This window comes from Tenacibaculum caenipelagi (assembly GCF_004363005.1).
GTDB classification, from domain to species: Bacteria; Bacteroidota; Bacteroidia; order Flavobacteriales; family Flavobacteriaceae; genus Polaribacter; species Polaribacter caenipelagi.
Genome location: NZ_SNYH01000005.1, coordinates 308,610 through 327,345, shown reverse-complemented (window position 1 = coordinate 327,345; position 18,736 = coordinate 308,610). Strand labels below are relative to the sequence as shown.

Genomic DNA, 18,736 nt, shown 5'->3' with positions numbered 1-18,736 from the left:
TGTAAGGGGTTTTAGTTTCTTTTTAAGTATAAATATCCTTTGTTAATCATTGATTCTTGGTCGGCAACCCAACGCGTTAATATGTAGAAGTAAGTTCCTGTTGGTAGCTTTTGGTCTTTATTTATAGTTGCGCGTCCTTGTGATTCTCCTTTGAATACTTTTCCGTTAATACCGTAGGCATCTGTTTCGTAAACTAAAACTCCCCATCGATTAAATATTTTTAAATTATTATTAGGATATTCTTCAATACCATTAATTCTAAAGAAATCATTTTCTCCATCTTCATCAGGAGATATAGCATTAAAGATTTCAAATTCAATGTCTTCTATTGGTAAATCAGTTATTGTAGGATCATCTGGCTCTCCATCGTTATTGGGATCAATATTATCTAAATTTTCAGGATCGTCGGATGTATCTGTTACTGGGTTGCCAAGTGGATCTTCAGCAGTGACAATCGCTTGATTGGTGACTGATTCATTGCTAATGTCTTGCTGAGTTATTGTGTGAGTAGCTGTAAAAGTAGTACTGTCTACTTCTCCTGGTAATAACTGTGAAATAGGACCGCCATTTATTATAATACCCGGAAGATTATCATGTAAAGTTATATTATAAAGAGGAGCAGATCCTGTATTATAAACTATAAATGTATATGATATAGTTTCTCCCATATCAGCATAACCGTTCCCATCAGTATCATTAAAGGTGCTTATTTTTTCGAGAGAAATAGCATATGGATTACATAAATTAGTTTGGGTAGGATTATCTTCAAGAGTACTATTATCATCTGATAAATCACTGACATTAGTACCGTTAATGCTAACACCTGTTATAGTAGCCTGATTAGTAATTAAGCCAGCATTAATGTCTGCTAATGTGATAGAATAGTTAGAAGTGTAATTCCAAGTTTCGTTAATGTCAAGTTGATTATTATTGTTGATGTCACCTGAAACTAAGGCAATAGTACCACCTAACATCGGATCATTTAGTACTACATTCGTAATATTAGTATTTCCTGTATTGGTAACAGTAAAAGTATACGTAATGGTTTCTCCAGCATCACTACACCCATCAGTATCTTCGTCATTAAAAGTTCCCGTTTTGATAAGTGCAATTCCATTAGATTGACATAAAGATGTTTGAGTAGGATCATCTTCAAGAGTACTACTATCATCGGATAAATCAGAAACTGTTACACCTAGGTTTGATTCTCCATTCACAGTCGCTTGGTTACTTATAGAACCTGTATCAATATCATTTTGAGTTAGAGTATAATTGGCAGTATAAATCCATGTTTCACCTACATCAAGTTGACTGTCGCTATCTGTATCTCCTGAGTCTAGGGCTATTGCACCTCCCAACAAGGGGTCGTTAAGAATAGTGTTGATTAAAACAGTATTTCCTGTGTTGGTAACAGTAAAAGTATAGGTAATGGTTTCTCCAACATCACTACAACCATCAGTATCTTGGTCGTTAAAAGTGCCAGTTTTAATAAGTGCAATTCCGGGAGATTGACATAAAGTTGTTTGTGTTTGGTCATTTTCTGTAGGACTATTGTCATCAGATAAATCACTCACATCTGTTCCGTTAGCACTAGTTCCCGTTACTATAGCTTGATTGCTTACTGAACCAGTATCGATATCAGCTTGTGTGATGGAATAATTTGTAGTGTAATTCCATGTTTCACTAGGGTCGAGCTCATTGTCACTATCCATATCACCAGAAGCTAGAGCTATTGTACCACCTAACATAGGGTCGTTCAATACGACATTGGTAATACTAGTATTTCCAGTATTAGTAACAGTAAAAGAGTAGGTAATAGTTTCTCCAACATCACTACAACCATCAGTATCTTCATCATTAAATGTACTTGTTTTGATAACTGCAATTCCAGCGGATTGACACAGTGAAGTTTGTGTAGGATCGTCTTCAAGAATACTATTGTTATCTGATAAATCTGTTACAACTACACCTAAAGATGATTCTCCGCTTCCAGTAGCTTGATTAATAACAGTTCCTGCATCAATATCATCTTGAGTTAAACTATAGTTGGCTGTGTATATCCATATTTCGCCTACATCTAAGACATTATTTGTGTTTACATCTCCTGAACTCAACGGAACAGCTCCACCAAGTAATGGGTCATTTAGCGTAACATTGGTTAAACTTGTATTTCCTTGATTGGTTACAGTCATAGTGTAGGTAAGGGTTTCGCCTACATTGGTACAGCCACCTGAATTAGTATCATTATGACTTGCTGTTTTTATAACGGCAATATCTGGATTTTGACATAGTCCAATTGTTGTTGTGTCATCTTCTAAAACACTATTATCATCTGATTGATCAGATACTGTACCACCAGAAACAGTTGAGGCTTGTACTGTTGCTTGATTTTGTACTAGGTTGTTTGTAATGTCTAATGGAGTAACACTATAGGTTCCTGTGTAAACCCATATTTCATCAACATCTAACTCGTTATCTGTATCAGTATCACCAGAGCTATAAGCTACTGTTAATAACGGGTCTGTTACTACTACCGAGTTTAAAGTTGTATTACCTGTGTTTATTACAGAAAGCACAAATGTGATGCTTTCTCCCGCATCGCTACAACCGTCTCCGTTTTCATCATTTATAGTTCCTTGTTTAATAAGTGCTATATCTTCGGTTTGACATAAGTTAATTACTGTAGGATCGTCTTCTAAAATATTATTGTCGTCTGATAAATCGCTAACGTTGGTTCCTCCAGTGCTAATTCCTGTTACGGTAGCTTGTCCAGTAACCGAACCAGTATCTATATCATCTTGGGTAATAACGTAGTTGAGTGTATAAATCCATGTTTCATCAACATCCAATTCGTTATCTCCATCAGCGTCTCCTGAAACTAAAGTTAGAGGTGTAGGAGATAGAGGGTCGATTAACTCAATATTGATAATACTTACATTACCTGTATTAGTAACTGTATATGTGTAGGTAATTGTTTCACCAACATCGGTACATCCATCACTGTCTAAATCATTAAACACACCTTGTTTTAATAAGGCAATTCCAGCTACTTGACAGAAAGTAGTTCCTGTAGTATCAAGATATCCGCCGTATACTTCAATTGAGTTGATGGCAGCGACTAATGATGTTACCGTTAATTGAATCTCGTCAAAGCTAGAGGTTGTTGTAAAAGCTACTGCATAAAAACCATCAGTATTTGTAGGAATTATATTCAACCCAAGAGCATCTAATGCTAAAATATTATTCGAAGTTTGTTGTTCTTGTTGAACACCGTCAAGATAGGTTGTAATAGTAAGCGTATTTAATAAATCTGCTTGAAGCAAATCGTTCGTATCTCTAATTACAAAACCAGCTTGAGTACCTGCAGGATAATCGACAAGTACATCCTGAATGGAGATAGACCCACTACCTGAAGTGCCAGTTACGATATTTATAAGAGCATAATCAGAATTGTCTTCTGAGATAACATTGATTGCATTGTCAACTTCGCAAGCAATACAAGCTACACCATCTGTTCCTGTATTCTCATTGTTAATAATGACTGAATCACTGGGATTAGACAGTACATAAGGTTCATCACAATTAATAGTACTAGGACAGAAGGATTCTAGTACCATACCATAAACACGAGTGCTACCTAAATCTAACGAAAGTGTTTGGGTTAAAGAAAGTTGTACTTCATCAAAAGGAGCAGTAGTAATAAATCCTACTCGTACAGATTCACTTCCTGTTAGTAACAAACCAGAATCTATAGGAAGTAATTCTGTTGTTCCTGTTTTAGATTCTACAAGTACTCCATCTAAATAAGTTGAAATGGTTAAGGCATCGAATAATTCTGTATTTAAAATTGTAGTGTTTTCTATATCAAACCCAGCAAAAGAATTTGCAGTATAGTTGGTAACTTCATCTTTATAAGCTATAGAAGCTACACCAGCCACACCAGCTAATAGGTTTATAGTAGCATAATTGTTGAGGTTAGAATCAATAGTATTATTTGTATTACTTACATTACCTAGAGTTAAAATACCACCAGTTCCTGTATGTTCATCTACAATTCTAATTGGAAAATCGGGTTTGGTTAATTGGGTTGCAGTATTACATGCCAGTTCAGGACCGACACAAAACCTATTGGTTACAGCATGGTAAATATTTGTTGTTGAAGCAATACCAGCAAGACTTGAAATTGCAATTTCAATAGCATCATAATCCATTGTAGTGTAGAATCCGACATAAAAAGCATCACCTCCTAAAAGAGAACTGTCTATTGGAGCTAGTGAAGTACCTGCATTGGTTTCTTGTTGCACACCGTCAAGATAGGTTGTAATAGAAATAGCATTTAAAAGATCCGCTTGAACTATTGAAGCATTTTCTATTAAAAAGCCTGCATAACCGCCAGCTTCAAAAAACTCACCTACGGTATTGTCGGTAACCGTTAGCGTATGTGTAACACCAAGTCCAACTAAGGTGTTTACAGTTGCATAATTAGAAGAGTCTGAATCGATAATATTATTTGAACCGGTAATGCTACAGCCTGCCACACAAAGCCCAGAAGTATTCTCAGTTATAGTTAAGTCTGTGAATCCTGAATTGGTTACGGCTATAGGATTTTCAGTATTACAGGGTACAGGATACTGTACACCATCAGTATAAATAATATATTCGGAGGTCGCTTCACACCCCAAACTATCCGTTACTTTTACACTATAAGTTCCTGGAGATAATCCGCTAATTGTGTTTGAGGTTTCTCCATTAGGACTCCATAAATAAGTATAGGGAGGTGTTCCTCCAGAGACAGTTACTGTTAAGCTTCCGTTTGAGGCTCCTATTGCTGTTTCGTTAATAGCGTTACCATTTATTTGTATAGAAGCATCTACATAACTACCATACACTTCTATGCTATTTATAACAGCAGCTAAGGCATTTACTGTAAGTCTAATTTGATCATATTCTAAAGTAGTAGAAAATCCGACTAAATAAAAACCATCTGTACTTGAAGGGGTAATATTTATTAATCCCAAAGCTTCAAGTGCTAGCAAACCATTTCCTGATTGAGATTCTTGAACAGTACCATTTAAATAGGTGGTTACTGTTAAAGAGTTTAGTAAATTCAGTTTCAGTAAATCATTAGTATCTCTAATAACAAAACCAGCACTACTGCCAGCAGGATATATATTTAATACATTTTCCACCGAAATAGAGGCAGTATTGGCAACACCAGCAGCTACATTTATAGAGGCATAATCAGTAGTACTTTCATTGATAACATTTGTAGCATTGTCAATTTCACAAGCCGCGCAAACTACGCCTTCTACACCTGTATTGGTACTATTAATAATTACAGGATGAGAAGGATTGTTTAGTAATGTAGCTGTATCACACTCTAGGGCACCTTCACTAAATACTTCTAGTACCAGATTGTAAACACGAGTGCTTCCTAAATCTAAAGAAAGGGTTTGTTCTATGGTTAATTGAACTTCGTCAAAAGGCAATGTTGTTACAAAACCTATTAGCGAACGTTCTGTTCCAGTAAAAAGCAAACCACTGTCTACAGATAATAATTCGGAACTTCCTGATCTGCTCTCTTGTGAAACTCCGTCTAAATAGGTGGTTATGGTAACTCCTTCAATTAAATCTAAATTCAAAATAGAAGCGTTTTCAATATCAAATCCTACATAGGTTTGCGCTAGATAATTTGTTAGCTCATCTTTTATGGCTATGCTTCCTGTTGCGGCTACTCCCAAAGTAAAATCAATACTAGCATATGTATTGCTATCTGAATCGATTGCTGAATTAGTGTTGTTAACCCTACCTAGATTTAAAATGCCTCCCATTCCTGTATGTTCATCAACGATACGGGCAGGAAAATCAGTTTTAGTTAATGTTGTAGGAGTATTTGCTTTCAAAGCAGGACCAGTACAAAAATTATTAGTGACTGCGTAATACACGTTTGTGCTTGATAATACACCTGCCAAACTAGTTAGGGATATTTCAATAGTATCATAATCTTGTGTTGTATAAAATCCTACATAATATTGGTCGCTATTTAATAAGCTACTATCAGGTGTAATTAATGAGTTACTTATGCTTGTTTCTTGTTCAACACCGTCTAAATAGGTTCTTATAACTATGGAGTTTAGCAGGTCTACTTGTGAAACAGAGCTATTCTCTATCAAAAAACCAGCAAAACCACCTGAACTAAAATACTCTCCAGAAGTATTGTCTGTTACAGTTAGTGTATGGGTTACTCCTAAACCTATTAAGGTAGTAACGGTTGCGTAGTTTGCTGAATTGGAATCGATAATATTTCCTGAATTAGTAATACCACAGCCTAATACACATAAACCAGAAGTGTTTTCTGTTATTGTTAAATCAGTGAAACCAGAAGAAATTACAGCAACAGGATCATCTGTGTTACAGGGTACAGTGATGGGAGCTGTATAATTGTTATTTCCACTTATGGGAGAGTTGGCGTAAGTTAGAAGGTTGAAGAATAGAAAAAATGAAGCAAAGAGGATTGACTTTATGTGTCTGTCAAACTTTTTACAAATTAAATACACATGGGTAATTTTGTTCATAATAGTTGATAATTAAGTATGCGTAGCTATAATTCAGTGTTAGAAGTGGTTTAACTGATTATAGGAGCATAGAATTAAAAAAAGACAGTAGTAAGTAGATGTTTGGTCAAATACTTAACAAAAGGATTTTTTACCAAGTTTATTAAGCTAGGTAATTTTAAAACAACTCATTATTGGGTGTTTGTTTTTTAGCAGAAACTTAAAACACTTTAGTAAAAACCAATAATAGTTTTATACTAACGTTCAGCCGTACGTATAATACGTAGTATAGTGTCATTGTTTTTAAGGGGAGGAAAGAGGCAAGAAAAACTCAAATTGAGTTAGTAGCCGTTTTTTTGAAGAAATAATAATAAAGTACTCATCTTTATGAGGGACTTAATGTTCTTTTTTTAGCTTAATGTACCTTAGTAAAAATCCAAATACAGAGATTTTACTAATTTCAACTATTCATTATTTAATAATGAAAGTAACAATCTTTTTAGCATTAAGAAATTTTTCTATTCATAAAAAAATAAACTTAAAGCCAATTTTTGATGTAAATATCAATGTGTTTTTTTGATTGTATTTTCACAATTGTTTGTGAATTTAACATTTTTTTTGAATAAAAAAAATAAAAAATATTGTTTTGTTAGTAATATGATGTTAATTGTTTAAAGTGATTCTTTCTAAACACTACCGAGAAAAGATTATTTGTTTAAAAAAGTTGAACAATGAATTTAAAAAAGAAGGCATAGTAACACATCTTCTTTAAAGTATGGCTCTTGATTTCCTCAAAACATATAATTAATTTTTAGGAAGTCTTTGGCAAAATCATGAAGCATCGGAACTATATTTTTTCGTATGCGTTTTCCTTTATCATTTTCTTCATTATAATCTAAATCTACTCTGGCTTTACCAATGTAATTTCCATATTGAATAGCTATACCAAGTGACACAGTATATGTTCTATAATAGATAAATCATAGTGTCCTTCCTTAGGTTCTATATCTTTCCAAGCTATTTTTCGGACGGGTTTTGCCAAGTTTGAGCATTAGAAGTTAAGTAAGTAATTATGAGTAAAATATGCATAATTAAGTTTTTTTTATTCATAGCTGTTTAAAATTCTTTTTGTTCAAAATCTTTAACGATTAACCAAAAACCAAGTACAAGCTCAAAGAGTCCTGTTGGTACATTTAAAATTACATATTCAATAGTAATTACTTCTATCAAACTAAATAAGAGCAATATGCTAGCTAATGTTGATAAGATTGTTCCTAGTATTGCCCATATTGAAAGCCATTTAGGGATTAACTTTGACCTTAGAAAAAGTATGTACAGCATTAAGTTACCTGTACTAATAGTTATTACCATAAAAATGTGATTCACTTGATCGCGACTAATTTTGAGAATATTGCCAATAGACTCGTATAGCATATTATCTGAACCACTTTTTACAAATTCACAACTCAATGTCAATATAGATAATAGTATTACAGTTCCTATAATCAATATAATACCTGCTGTAATTCTGAAACTTAAAAAGCCTAAAGCTAAACTTTCACTATGTTTTTTTATAATTGGGTATAGCAATATGGCAAAGCCTACATATGTTAGAAACAAAATGAACTGGAATAAAGCAGCAAGTAATACATGAGTTGTATTAGCGCAAGCTTCTGTTAAGTAGTTTGAAGAGTCAACTGCCGAAGCAATACTTAACACACCAGTTATCATTCCTAAAATGATAAGCAATCCAGCAATTTTTACTTTGTTTTTAAATATTTCCATACTCTTATTCTTTATCTAATATACTAGTTTTCCCGCCTTGAGTTATGAGCATTTGATTTTTTCCAATATTAAACACAATTGAGATATCTGCAGGCTCATACTTAAACTCTCCTTTTGCTGTTGCTTGTAAGTTCATTTTAGAATCTCTGGGTGCTTGCAAGTGTAACTGTTTCCCCGATTTTGTAACAGTTAGTTTTACTGGAAAAGTTTTACTTGAATAGATACCCAGATATTGATTTAGTTCTTTGGAGCTTGGTTTATAAACCCTAAAATCAGGAATATTAAAGTGTTTATTAAAAAGACTATTAACAATGGTAACAGTTATTGTGTTTAAATTGTAATTCAAACCATTGGATGTGATTGCAAAAGCAATATCTTCATTAGGAAAATACCTTAAAACAGAAGTGAACCCATTTATTTCTCCATTATGACCATAACTAACTTTGTCGTAGTATTCCGTTTTGAAAATTCCCATTCCAAACTTGTCTTGAATGGTTTTCATTTGTGCAACACTTTCTGCAGAAAGTATTTTATGGCTAAACAAGGCTTTTGCAAAAAGTACTAAATCTGTTGGAGAAGAAACAATACCACCCGCTCCCATATCAATTGACGGATCGGTTTCCTCTGTTTGTTTCCATTTGTCTACAAAACGATAAGCGTAACATTCATTATTCTCTATATTAATTTTGCTTCCGAAAAATGTTTGATTCAAATTTAAAGGTTTTGTAATTTCATTTTCCAAAATTTGAGCATAAGGCTTTTTATAAAGTTTTTCTAAAATATAGGATAATAATAGGTAGTTTGAATTGCTATAAGCTGCTTTTTCATTAGGTTTAAAATCACTTCCCCCTTTGGTTATAATTGTAATCATTTCCTTTTCAGTTTTCGATTGAGTATGATAGCTTAAAAACTCATTTTTGTTATTTGTAAAGCTATGAATACCACTTCTGTGATTTAACAAATTTGAAATGGTGATTTTATTTGCGTTTTTTATTTCAGGAAAGTAAGAGTTAATAGTCTCATTAAGGGTTATTTTTCCTTCTTCTATAGCTTTAAATAGGAGGGTAGCCGTAAATACTTTTGATATACTACCAATTCTGTACTTCGTATTATTATCAGGTTTGTGTTTTGATTGAATATCAGAAAAGCCAACCTGTTTAGTGTAGATTATGTTTCCTTTTTTTAGGATGGCTACACTGCCCATAAATTTATTATTAATCTCAATTGAATTGAAGTAGGTGTCTAGCTTTTGAGTGTCAATACTTTGTGCAGAGCCTATTTTAATTAGTAAAACAGTAAAAAAGAATAGAAGTGTTTTTTGGTTTAATCGTAACATGATTGGCAACAAGTTATATAAACAGCTCATATGTTTATTTTTTAACTGTTCTATAATATAGATTCCAAGCTCCAGAGTTAGCTTCTATAATATCCAATATCCCATCATTGTTTAGATCGCCAATAGCTATATGATAAGTAGCATCTTTTAGGTCGTCTCTTAATCCTATTTCCTGAAAAGTTGTGTTTTCTTTACCAAGGAAAACATAGTTTCTTTCCTCTGAATTTCCTTCAACAATATCCAAAAAGCCATCTTGATTTAAGTCAGCCACCTTTATAGAGTAAGTCATTCGTTCGCCGGAAAACTCTAAGTAATTTTTAAAATCTAATGTCTCACTTCCAAAATAGATACTGTTTTTAGCTCCTAAATTCCCAGTTACGATATCTAAAAATCCATCTTTGTTAAAGTCAGCAATATCAATAGAGCGAGTTTCGACATTTTCATTACCAAACTCTACAATTTTAGAAAAAGATAATTTTTTATCTCCAAGATATATTTTGTTCTTACCTTTTCTTTCGGCAGTTATTAAATCTAAATATCCATCATTATTGATATCTATTACTAAGGTTTGTATGGTTTGGTCTGATTTATTCCCGAAATTAATAATTGTATCAAAGTTCCCTAAACTATCGTTGACACAAATTTCATTCACAGCTCTTCGGTTTGATATAATTAGGTCTGTATCTCCATCACCATCAATATCGGCTACTTCAAGATTCCTGGAAGGTGCTATTGAACCAAAAGATATTTCTTTTTCAAAACCATTATTGTTAGAACCAAAATAAATTTTGTTTTTAATATTGTCATTAACCACTGCGATATCCATATAACCATCATTGTTAAAATCGGCACTTTTTATTGCATACGAAGCATCTAATAGTTTACCTATTGGAAGCGCTTCTTTAAATCCTCCTTTACCATCATTATAATGCAGGTAGTTCTGTTCAGCCCAATGTCTACCATTGGCAATTAATGCATCTAAATCACCATCTTTATCTATATCAAACAAAGTTATTGAGGCTGTTCTGTTAGATTGAGTTCCGATAGAAAAAAAACCATCGGCATTAAAAAACGACACTTCTTGTGAAAAGCCATTGATGTATATCCCAAAACAAATGTACCAGAGTGTTTTTTTATTTATCATAGTTGTTTTTTTGTTCTCTTACCCTTAATCATTTTCAATATATAGTCCATTTCCACATCTTTCTTTTCTATCCAATCGTTGAAATTCGGGATAACAATATGGTCTGGAATAGTACCTCTTCCAAAGTTTTTAGTTAAGTCAACAGCACTGGTGTATTTTTGTAATGGCATAGTTATACGAAGACCAGAAGGAATAATAAAACTAGGCATCATGCCGCTAGTATTCCCTTGATATCCTCCTCCAGTTTCTTGTCCTACAATAATTGCTTTTTTATTATGAGAAAGTATTGCGGCAAAATCAGAACAGGATGATAAGCACATCCCATTAGTTATGATATACAGATTTCCTTTAAAATTATTCTTTGCTGGTTTTTGCTCTTCATAAAAATCAAACTCTTTAGTTACCCATGTTTTTTTCCATTGGTATAGTTCACCTTTTTTTTTGGGTTTTTTATAAAAAAGTTTATCTAATCCTTTTACATCCTTTGCAATAGCTTCAGTTACTTCAATTTTATTCCAATATTTAAAAGGTTTGTCAAAGAAATATGAGGCTAATAGTACAGCATTACTATCAGTACCTCCAGTATTATACCTTACATCTACTATTAAATCTTTGATTTCTTTAGTTTGAATTTTTTGAAAAACTTCTTTGATAAATCGTTTAAAATTCTGGCTGTTTTCTTTGATAGCTGTTTTTGCAAATGAACGTATTTTTAATACACCAATATTGTCAATAATTTCAAATTCTAAAGTTTTTTGATTGCCATAAATAATCGCATCTAAAGAAGGGAATACATCTTTTGAAATGCCTTTAACCTCATACATTTCAGTTTTATCATTATTAGCAATTTTTATACTGAATTTTTCAGTAGCTTCTATAATAGTTTGGTACCAAAAGGAAAACCTATGGTTTAGCAATAGTATTTTTTCTGTTTGGTTATATCCATCTGATGGGATAGCCTTGAGTAATTTGTTGATTATAGAATGAATTGGTTTTCCGTTAATAGATAGAATTTCACTTCCAATAGGAATATTAGAATCAGAAACATAGCTATTAGAAATCAATACTACCCCGTTGGAATTAATAAAAATTTCTAGGGGTAGCATTGATTGACTAGTATTCAAATAATCCTGATATTTTTTTGAAAGTGATATACTGGTATGAAGACATCCTAATTGCGCAATTAAAGGTTTTAACTTTCTGTAATATTCTAATTCTGTTAATGAATTTTTAATTGTTTGATTTGTAGAGTCTATGAGGAAATCAAACCTTTCCTTACTGGTATACCGATAAAACCCAGGGTGACTTTTACTCATTTCATCAAAAATGTCCGTTGTCCAGATTTTTAAACTATCCTGAGAATATGTCCTGTTTGGGCTAAAACCACTTTGTTGTGCCTTGAGGTTATTACATATTAAAATGAGCAACAAGATGAATACAATTGGTTTTACTTTTTGATGAAAAGAGATCATAAATAATGGGTATTTGCTATTAATTATTCTGGATTTTGATGAGTCTTACACCAAACGCAACCTTATCTTTTAAGGCAGAGAATTCACGTACTTCACCATAATCTGGATGAAAACCATAACAATAATAGGTGTTGTTGTCTGTGCTATCTTCTGTAGAAGACCAATAATATCCCCATTGAGGGCTTTCATAATATTCATTTGTTACACTTCTGTAACCTGTAGTCAATAATTCAAAATCACCATTCATTAGTTCTGTATGAGCCACATTTATACCACCAACTTCATTAAATAAAACCTGCCAGTCCCCTTGAGTTGGTAATTTCCATCCTTCTGGAGCCAATTGCGAAGCAGCCTCCCAGGTGTAAAGTTTCCCATAGGTATTGCAATTTGTAGCCTCATCACCATAACACCATGACGACGTTGTGGTAGTGATATTGGTATCGAAATTAAAGTTTTCGCCCAACCAGATTTGATTGCCGATTTTTACTATTTTGTAGCGTTGCCCATCCCGTTCGTCTAACAATGAATTTAAATCGGCTTCTGTTACACTTGTAGTAGATGTACAGGTGTTGGCATCTCTAACCGTAAGGGTATAGTCTCCGGATTCGACATCAGTGAACGTATCGGATGTTTGAAATGTAGTCCCATCTATAGAGTATTCGTAAGGTTCTACACCTCCTGTTACTGTAGCTTTTATCGAGTATTCCTCTACGGTAGCTGTTACTGCCAGTGTGCTATTAGCACATGGGTCGCTATCGTTATTGGAACAAGATGTTGACAATAAGATAATTGTAATTAAAGCGTTTAATTTAAATAAGTTAAAAATTCTTTGATTCATACATAATCAATTTTTATATTAATAATTAGGTTAATTTTACTTGCTTAATATTTCGTTATATATTAGAAATGGTTCTCGTTACATCTATTTTATCTGTTCTTTTATTTATAGAGTTAACTAATGTTATAATTATGTAAAAGCTTTAGAAAATTATCCGTAAGTAAAATACCTACAATACCCAAAACAAATAGACATATTACACTTGATAGGTTATAGAAGTTGTTGAACTCCATTTTATTGAAAAGAAATAATAAGACGAGTGAGATACTTAATATAAAACCTATAATAAGACAAACAAGAGCTCGTTTTATTAAATTTCTTATACCAACTTTATAGTTTTTTTCTAAAACAATTCTTGACATCAAGGTTTCCTCAAAATTGGGATTATTCAGCTTAAACTTTCCCTCTTTAAGTATATCTTTCATCTTATTATAATCTTCGTCAAAGTTGTCTTTCATAAATCGTTATTTAATAGTTTGCGTATATTTTTTCTAGAACGATGTAATAGTGTTTTTACGTTCGAAATAGACCAGCTGGTGATACTCGCAATTTCTTTTATCTTCTTTTCCTCTAAATAAAATAAATTTAAAACCAGTGCTTCATTGGGATTTAATTTGAGCATTGCTCTTTGTACTGATAATCCTTTTTCGTTTTCTTTAATTTCATTTGAACTTAGTTTTTTTAGTTGATCATCTATCTCAACAAAATCAACTTTATTTTTCCTTAAATGCATAAAAGCCTCGTTAACTACAATTCTGTAAAACCATGATGAAAATTTGGCGTTTTTCTTAAAAGATTGTAAGCCTTTAAATGCCTTAATAAATGATTCTTGAACCACATCTTCTGCATTATAAGTGTCTTTTACAATTGAAATGGCCAAATTATAAGCAACATTTTTATATTTTCTTACAAAATATCGGAAAGCTTGCTTATCTCCGTTGAGTACTTTATCAATATAAAAATCATCCACTTTGTTATTTTCTGGTATTTTTTCTACTTATAAAATGGTTGATCATGCATGATATTCCTAAACAGATACCAATGATGAAGGTTATAAAGAAACCTTTCGCCTTATCAGAATCATCAGCTTGGAAAAAAATGTAAATTCCAATTAAAAGAAATGACACACTCATACCAAGAATTACAACAGAAACTTTTAGCCATGGAAATATGAATTTGAATCTGTTTTGTTTTTGCAACCGAAAAATATCTTCTAATTTTTCTCCTCGGTCTATTAGTTCCATTCGCTCTTTATTTCTGGCTTGTAGATAAAAATACCATGCAAAAAAAAGCGCAGTAATTGCAGTTACTGAAATAATGCATGCTATAATTAGTGAGGTCATAATTTTATGAATTTTATTTGTTCGTTATTTTTTGTGCTTTCATCTTTCCTTTTTTGGTCTCCATTTCAATACCAGTTACAATTTCATTTTCATTGACAAGAAATTCAATTTTTGAATTATCTGTTGCTATTAAAAACTTGTGGGTATTATATGGTATGATTTCAATTTTATCTCCATGAGCCAAACCAAACATTTTATGACCTTCACGTACTATGGTGAGAACAAACTCTGGAGCGAATTGATACGCTCCCGTGTACGCATCCATTTGTTTAGTTGTTAAGGAGATGGCTTTTTTATCTGGATTTACTTTTTCTTTTATAGGTTGATGGTCATAACTAAACACTTTAGTAATAACCCAATTCCCATTCTCTTTTTTCCAAAGGTGCATGAATTTAGCTTGTGTGATTATTTTTTGGTTACTTCCATTGGTTTCTATAAACTGATGTGTTCCAGTTTCTATAGCTCCGAAGCCAGAAATTTGATGGATTTCCAAAGAGTTTTCAACTAATATTCTTGTAATTGAATAAGCAGTGTTTTTTTCTTTAGTAGTCATTTTTTTAAAACTATCCACAATTCTTTTTTTAGAATTGATTAGTCCATTTTTATCGTGAAAAAATTCTATGTCTTCACTTATTAAAGATTTATACTTATCGATTTCCGCATTGTTATAAGCAGAAAAAAGTAGGGAGTCCATTCTCGAAATCTCTTCAAACAAACTAGAATTTATATTTTTAGAGTTATGAGTATTAGTTTGAGCTATGCTTGAAAACCAAGTTAACTGTGTTAAACAAATAATTACCAATCGAAACGCTTTTAATCTTTTTAAGTTCATTTTTGTAGTTTTTAATTTTATATTCTTTTTATTTAAGATGAATTAAAAAAAGAAAAGGTTACAAAGAGCCTAATTTTATTTTAACGAGAAGTAATATCATTTAGATGTGTTTAGATGAGGTTTATGGATTTACTTGTTTATAGGAAAAATAAGTATTGCTTAAAATGCTCTTGTAGCCAAAAAAAACAAATCACAAAAACAATGATAAAGTATCTGTAAAATGAGCTGTATACAGACATAGCTTAGTTTTTGTTAAATGATTTATAGGTTAATTTTCTCCATATAAACTCTAAAGGACCTTGTTGGTAGTGTTTTAACCAAAGAATTGTGCATAAGATTTGTATACTCCAAATAGCAACTACAAATCCCAATAATTGAAACCTAGAAAAACCATTATGCATTCCTAAACCGTATCCGTAAAACAAAAAGCCTAAAATGACACTTTGGAAAATGTAATTTGATAAAGCAGTTCTACCAATTTTGGTAAATACTTTAAAAGTTATATTCTTCAAGTATTTTTGATATATCCCATTTAGCAAGAGTACATACGCAATACCTAAAAGTTCTTTTGGAAATGTAAACAGTAGTGCTTTAAAAGTGCTGAGATTAGGAATATGATCTTCGTATGTCCAATGATAATAACGCGTATAATTTACTACCAAACCTATTACTAATACTAAAGAAGTAATAAGCCAATAATATTTCCATGTTTTATAATCAGAAAAAATACCAACTCTAAACAATAGCATGCCTATAATCATTACGATTAATGAAGACAGGATTAATGACTGATAATAAAATTCACCTTTATGTACTTTAAGATGTTGGTAAGAATTTACAAGACCTTGCCAATATGTAGGTTTCGGAGCGTTTACTTTTTTAGAAAGACCTGATAACTTTTTTGAATATCTTTTTTTCCATGAAGCAATTAGTTTTTCATCTTTTTCAGTTTTTTCAGTTTCCTTTTTGTTGGATGCTTCAACATATCTAGCATAAGTTTCTTGTTTTTTGGTAGCACTTTCATACGATTTTAAAAACAGAAAAGAAGCTAAAAATAAAAGAACCAATATTAAATGATTATTTGCGATAGAACGAAATGGGAGCAATAGTAAACCACATATCGCATAATGATACAATATATCTCCATCCCAAATAAAGTAGGCATGTATAACCCCTATAATAAATAACCAGAGTAGTCTTCTAACATAAATGTCCATTGCTTTTATTCCAGATACTCTTTGCTGAATGCGTTCCATAAAAATGACAAAACCAACTCCGAAAAGCAATGCAAACATGGTGTAAAACTTACCTTGTGTTAAAAAGTATACCCAAAAACGAGTGTTATGATCTATAGCACTTTCATATCCATATTGCCATGAACTCCATGGGTTAGGATACACAAAGGATTCTATATTTATAAATAAGATGCCAAGAATAGCAACCCCTCTTAAGAAATCTAAAGAAGGGATGCGTTCTGAAGTTACTGTGGGTTCAACTTTAGTTTGATTAAGCATAGGGTTTATTTAATACTATCTTAGTTGTAGAGTTGACACACATTTTTACTAATGTGTGTCAACTTTATCTTATTTATTTTCTTAATTACTGGCAACTTGAATCTGTACTTTTGGAATCTCCGTTAAATGTCCAACCTTTTGCTATTAGAGCATTTCTAGCACTTTCACCATCATTGCAAAATTTCAACCCTTTGGCACCCAAAATATTTTCATACACAATGGCTTGTTGTGACCAACCTAAGAGGGTGGCATTGTAGTTAGCTACAGATAGTGCTGTATCATCTAACATACTACCCAGTTGAAACTCTACTTTAGTAATATCCCAATCACCTAGGTTCTGATTAAATGAAGAGGCTCCTTCAAACATACCTGACATACTAGTTATATTACTCATATCCCAAGCACTTAAGTCTTGATTAAAAGCAATGGCCCCTTTAAACATTCCCGGAAGTTGGGATAATTTACCGTTGTTTATATTCCATTTGCTAATATCCTGATTGAATGCCACGGCATTCGTAAACATATAAAACACATTACTCAATGAGCTAATATTCCAATTGCCTAATGGTTGATCGAAAACTAATGTCTTCTCAAACATTGACCTCATGGTGGTAACTGAGCTGACATCCCAGTTATTTATGCTTCCGTTGAAGGCTTCATTTTTATAGAACATCCAGCTCATGTCAGTGACATTACTAACATCCCAACTATCAAGATTTTGGTTAAATGAATTAGCACTTAAAAACATTAGCGACATATTAGTTACTGAACTAACATTCCAACTGCTGATGTCTTGATTGAAATCTCTTGCACCTTCAAACATACCTAACATATTGGTTACATTACTCACATTCCAATTACTGATGTTCTTATTGAAATATGTAATTTTGAATAAATTGCTCATATCAGTAACATTACTGACGTCCCAATCACCGATGGGTTCGTCAAACTGGTAGCGATAAGCCGTGTTAAACATAGAAGCCATACTTGTAACCTGTGATAAGTCAGGAATATCTGTTGCTGTAGAATTCAAATAGGTACACCCATGAAAAGCACCCTCCATAGACTTCCATGCGATATTTCCCCATTGTTTTATTCCTTTTATTTTAGTTTTATCTCCAGTATTGTTAAAAAATATAGCAGGAAATGTACCTGTGATTGCTACATTATATACACCAGGGTTGTCGTAAGTGTGTGAAGCATCACCTGTGTGATTTTCACTTACGGTACCATCTCCCCATTCTACTGTGTAATTGTATGTGTAAGATGAATTAGTAGGAATCGTAATCGTTTCGTTTGATGTTGTTGTTTTCCAATTAGTCACAAATCCAGGGCTCACTATTATAATTGTTTTAGGAGTAGCATTTCCTTTTAAACTAACCGTGTATTCACCTATGTTAGTAGTCAGTTTAATAGTCGTAGTTTTAATGCCTTCTGTAGTAGGTTTAAACGCTACAGAAAATTCATAAAACCCGCTAGGTGTTATCGTCTTATTGGTTAGATCTGTACTAAAATCTGATGTATTAGATAAAGAAGTAGTAGATATAATTAAATCTGCATTACCTGTGTTTGTAATTTTAAAAGTTTGTGATGCTGTTGCATCTACTTCTACATCACCAAAATCTTTACTTTCTGGGTTAATGTTAAAAACAGCAACTGGTTCTGGCGTCCCTTTACCTGATATATTTACTTTATGCTCACCTATATTACTGATAATGGTAAGTATTGCTGTTTTGCTACCTTCTTCTGTAGGTTTAAAGATTACTGAAAATTCATAAGTTTTACCTGCTTGGATAGTTTCCTCTGTTTCACTTGCTCTAACGGTAAACTCAGTTGCATTTGAACCTGAAAAAGTGTAGTTTTTTAAAATTAAATCTTCTTCTCCGCTATTAGTAATGGTTAGTTTGATTTCTTTTGG

General features: G+C 32.4%; 12 protein-coding genes. All 12 read right to left on the bottom strand.

Translation table 11 applies throughout. The features are described from left to right. Nucleotides 1–11: 11 nt before the first annotated feature. Nucleotides 12–6,575, bottom strand: coding sequence for a DUF7507 domain-containing protein (locus DFQ07_RS12530; protein ID WP_133537370.1), 6,564 nt, complete (start codon nt 6,573–6,575; stop codon nt 12–14). A 770-nt stretch (nt 6,576–7,345) separates the two neighbouring features. Further along, nucleotides 7,346–7,510, bottom strand: a complete 165-nt coding sequence (locus DFQ07_RS15655; RefSeq protein ID WP_166627789.1) for a hypothetical protein — start codon at nt 7,508–7,510, stop codon at nt 7,346–7,348. A gap of 160 nt (nt 7,511–7,670) precedes the next feature. Continuing rightward, nucleotides 7,671–8,339, bottom strand: a complete 669-nt coding sequence (locus DFQ07_RS12525; protein ID WP_133537368.1) for a DUF4386 domain-containing protein — start codon at nt 8,337–8,339, stop codon at nt 7,671–7,673. 4 nt (nt 8,340–8,343) lie between these two features. Beyond that, entirely contained in the window at nt 8,344–9,705 is a 1,362-nt protein-coding gene (locus tag DFQ07_RS12520; protein ID WP_243743983.1) for a serine hydrolase domain-containing protein, read from the bottom strand. A 4-nt stretch (nt 9,706–9,709) separates the two neighbouring features. Beyond that, entirely contained in the window at nt 9,710–10,819 is a 1,110-nt protein-coding gene (locus DFQ07_RS12515) for an FG-GAP repeat domain-containing protein (RefSeq protein ID WP_133537366.1), read from the bottom strand. Next, complete coding sequence (locus tag DFQ07_RS12510) at nt 10,816–12,135, bottom strand: S41 family peptidase (protein WP_166627788.1); 1,320 nt, start codon at nt 12,133–12,135, stop codon at nt 10,816–10,818. The genes DFQ07_RS12515 and DFQ07_RS12510 overlap by 4 nt, the downstream gene beginning before the upstream one ends. Before the next feature lie 175 nt (nt 12,136–12,310). After that, a complete protein-coding gene (locus DFQ07_RS12505) occupies nt 12,311–13,129 on the bottom strand; it encodes an FISUMP domain-containing protein (RefSeq protein ID WP_133537362.1) in 819 nt (272 codons plus the stop codon). A 454-nt stretch (nt 13,130–13,583) separates the two neighbouring features. After that, on the bottom strand, nt 13,584–14,099 hold the full coding sequence (locus DFQ07_RS12500) for an RNA polymerase sigma factor (RefSeq protein WP_166627787.1): 516 nt from the start codon (nt 14,097–14,099) through the stop codon (nt 13,584–13,586). A 4-nt stretch (nt 14,100–14,103) separates the two neighbouring features. Further along, on the bottom strand, nt 14,104–14,472 hold the full coding sequence (locus DFQ07_RS12495; protein ID WP_133537358.1) for a DUF6249 domain-containing protein: 369 nt from the start codon (nt 14,470–14,472) through the stop codon (nt 14,104–14,106). A gap of 13 nt (nt 14,473–14,485) precedes the next feature. Next, nucleotides 14,486–15,304 (bottom strand): nuclear transport factor 2 family protein, encoded by an 819-nt coding sequence (locus DFQ07_RS12490; protein WP_133537356.1) that lies wholly within the window; start codon nt 15,302–15,304, stop codon nt 14,486–14,488. A 242-nt stretch (nt 15,305–15,546) separates the two neighbouring features. Continuing rightward, nucleotides 15,547–16,818, bottom strand: a complete 1,272-nt coding sequence (locus tag DFQ07_RS12485) for a DUF418 domain-containing protein (protein ID WP_133537354.1) — start codon at nt 16,816–16,818, stop codon at nt 15,547–15,549. Nucleotides 16,819–16,903: 85 nt separating this feature from the next. Continuing rightward, nucleotides 16,904–18,736: BspA family leucine-rich repeat surface protein (locus DFQ07_RS12480; protein ID WP_166627786.1), on the bottom strand; the 1,833-nt coding region annotated here is incomplete at its 5' end.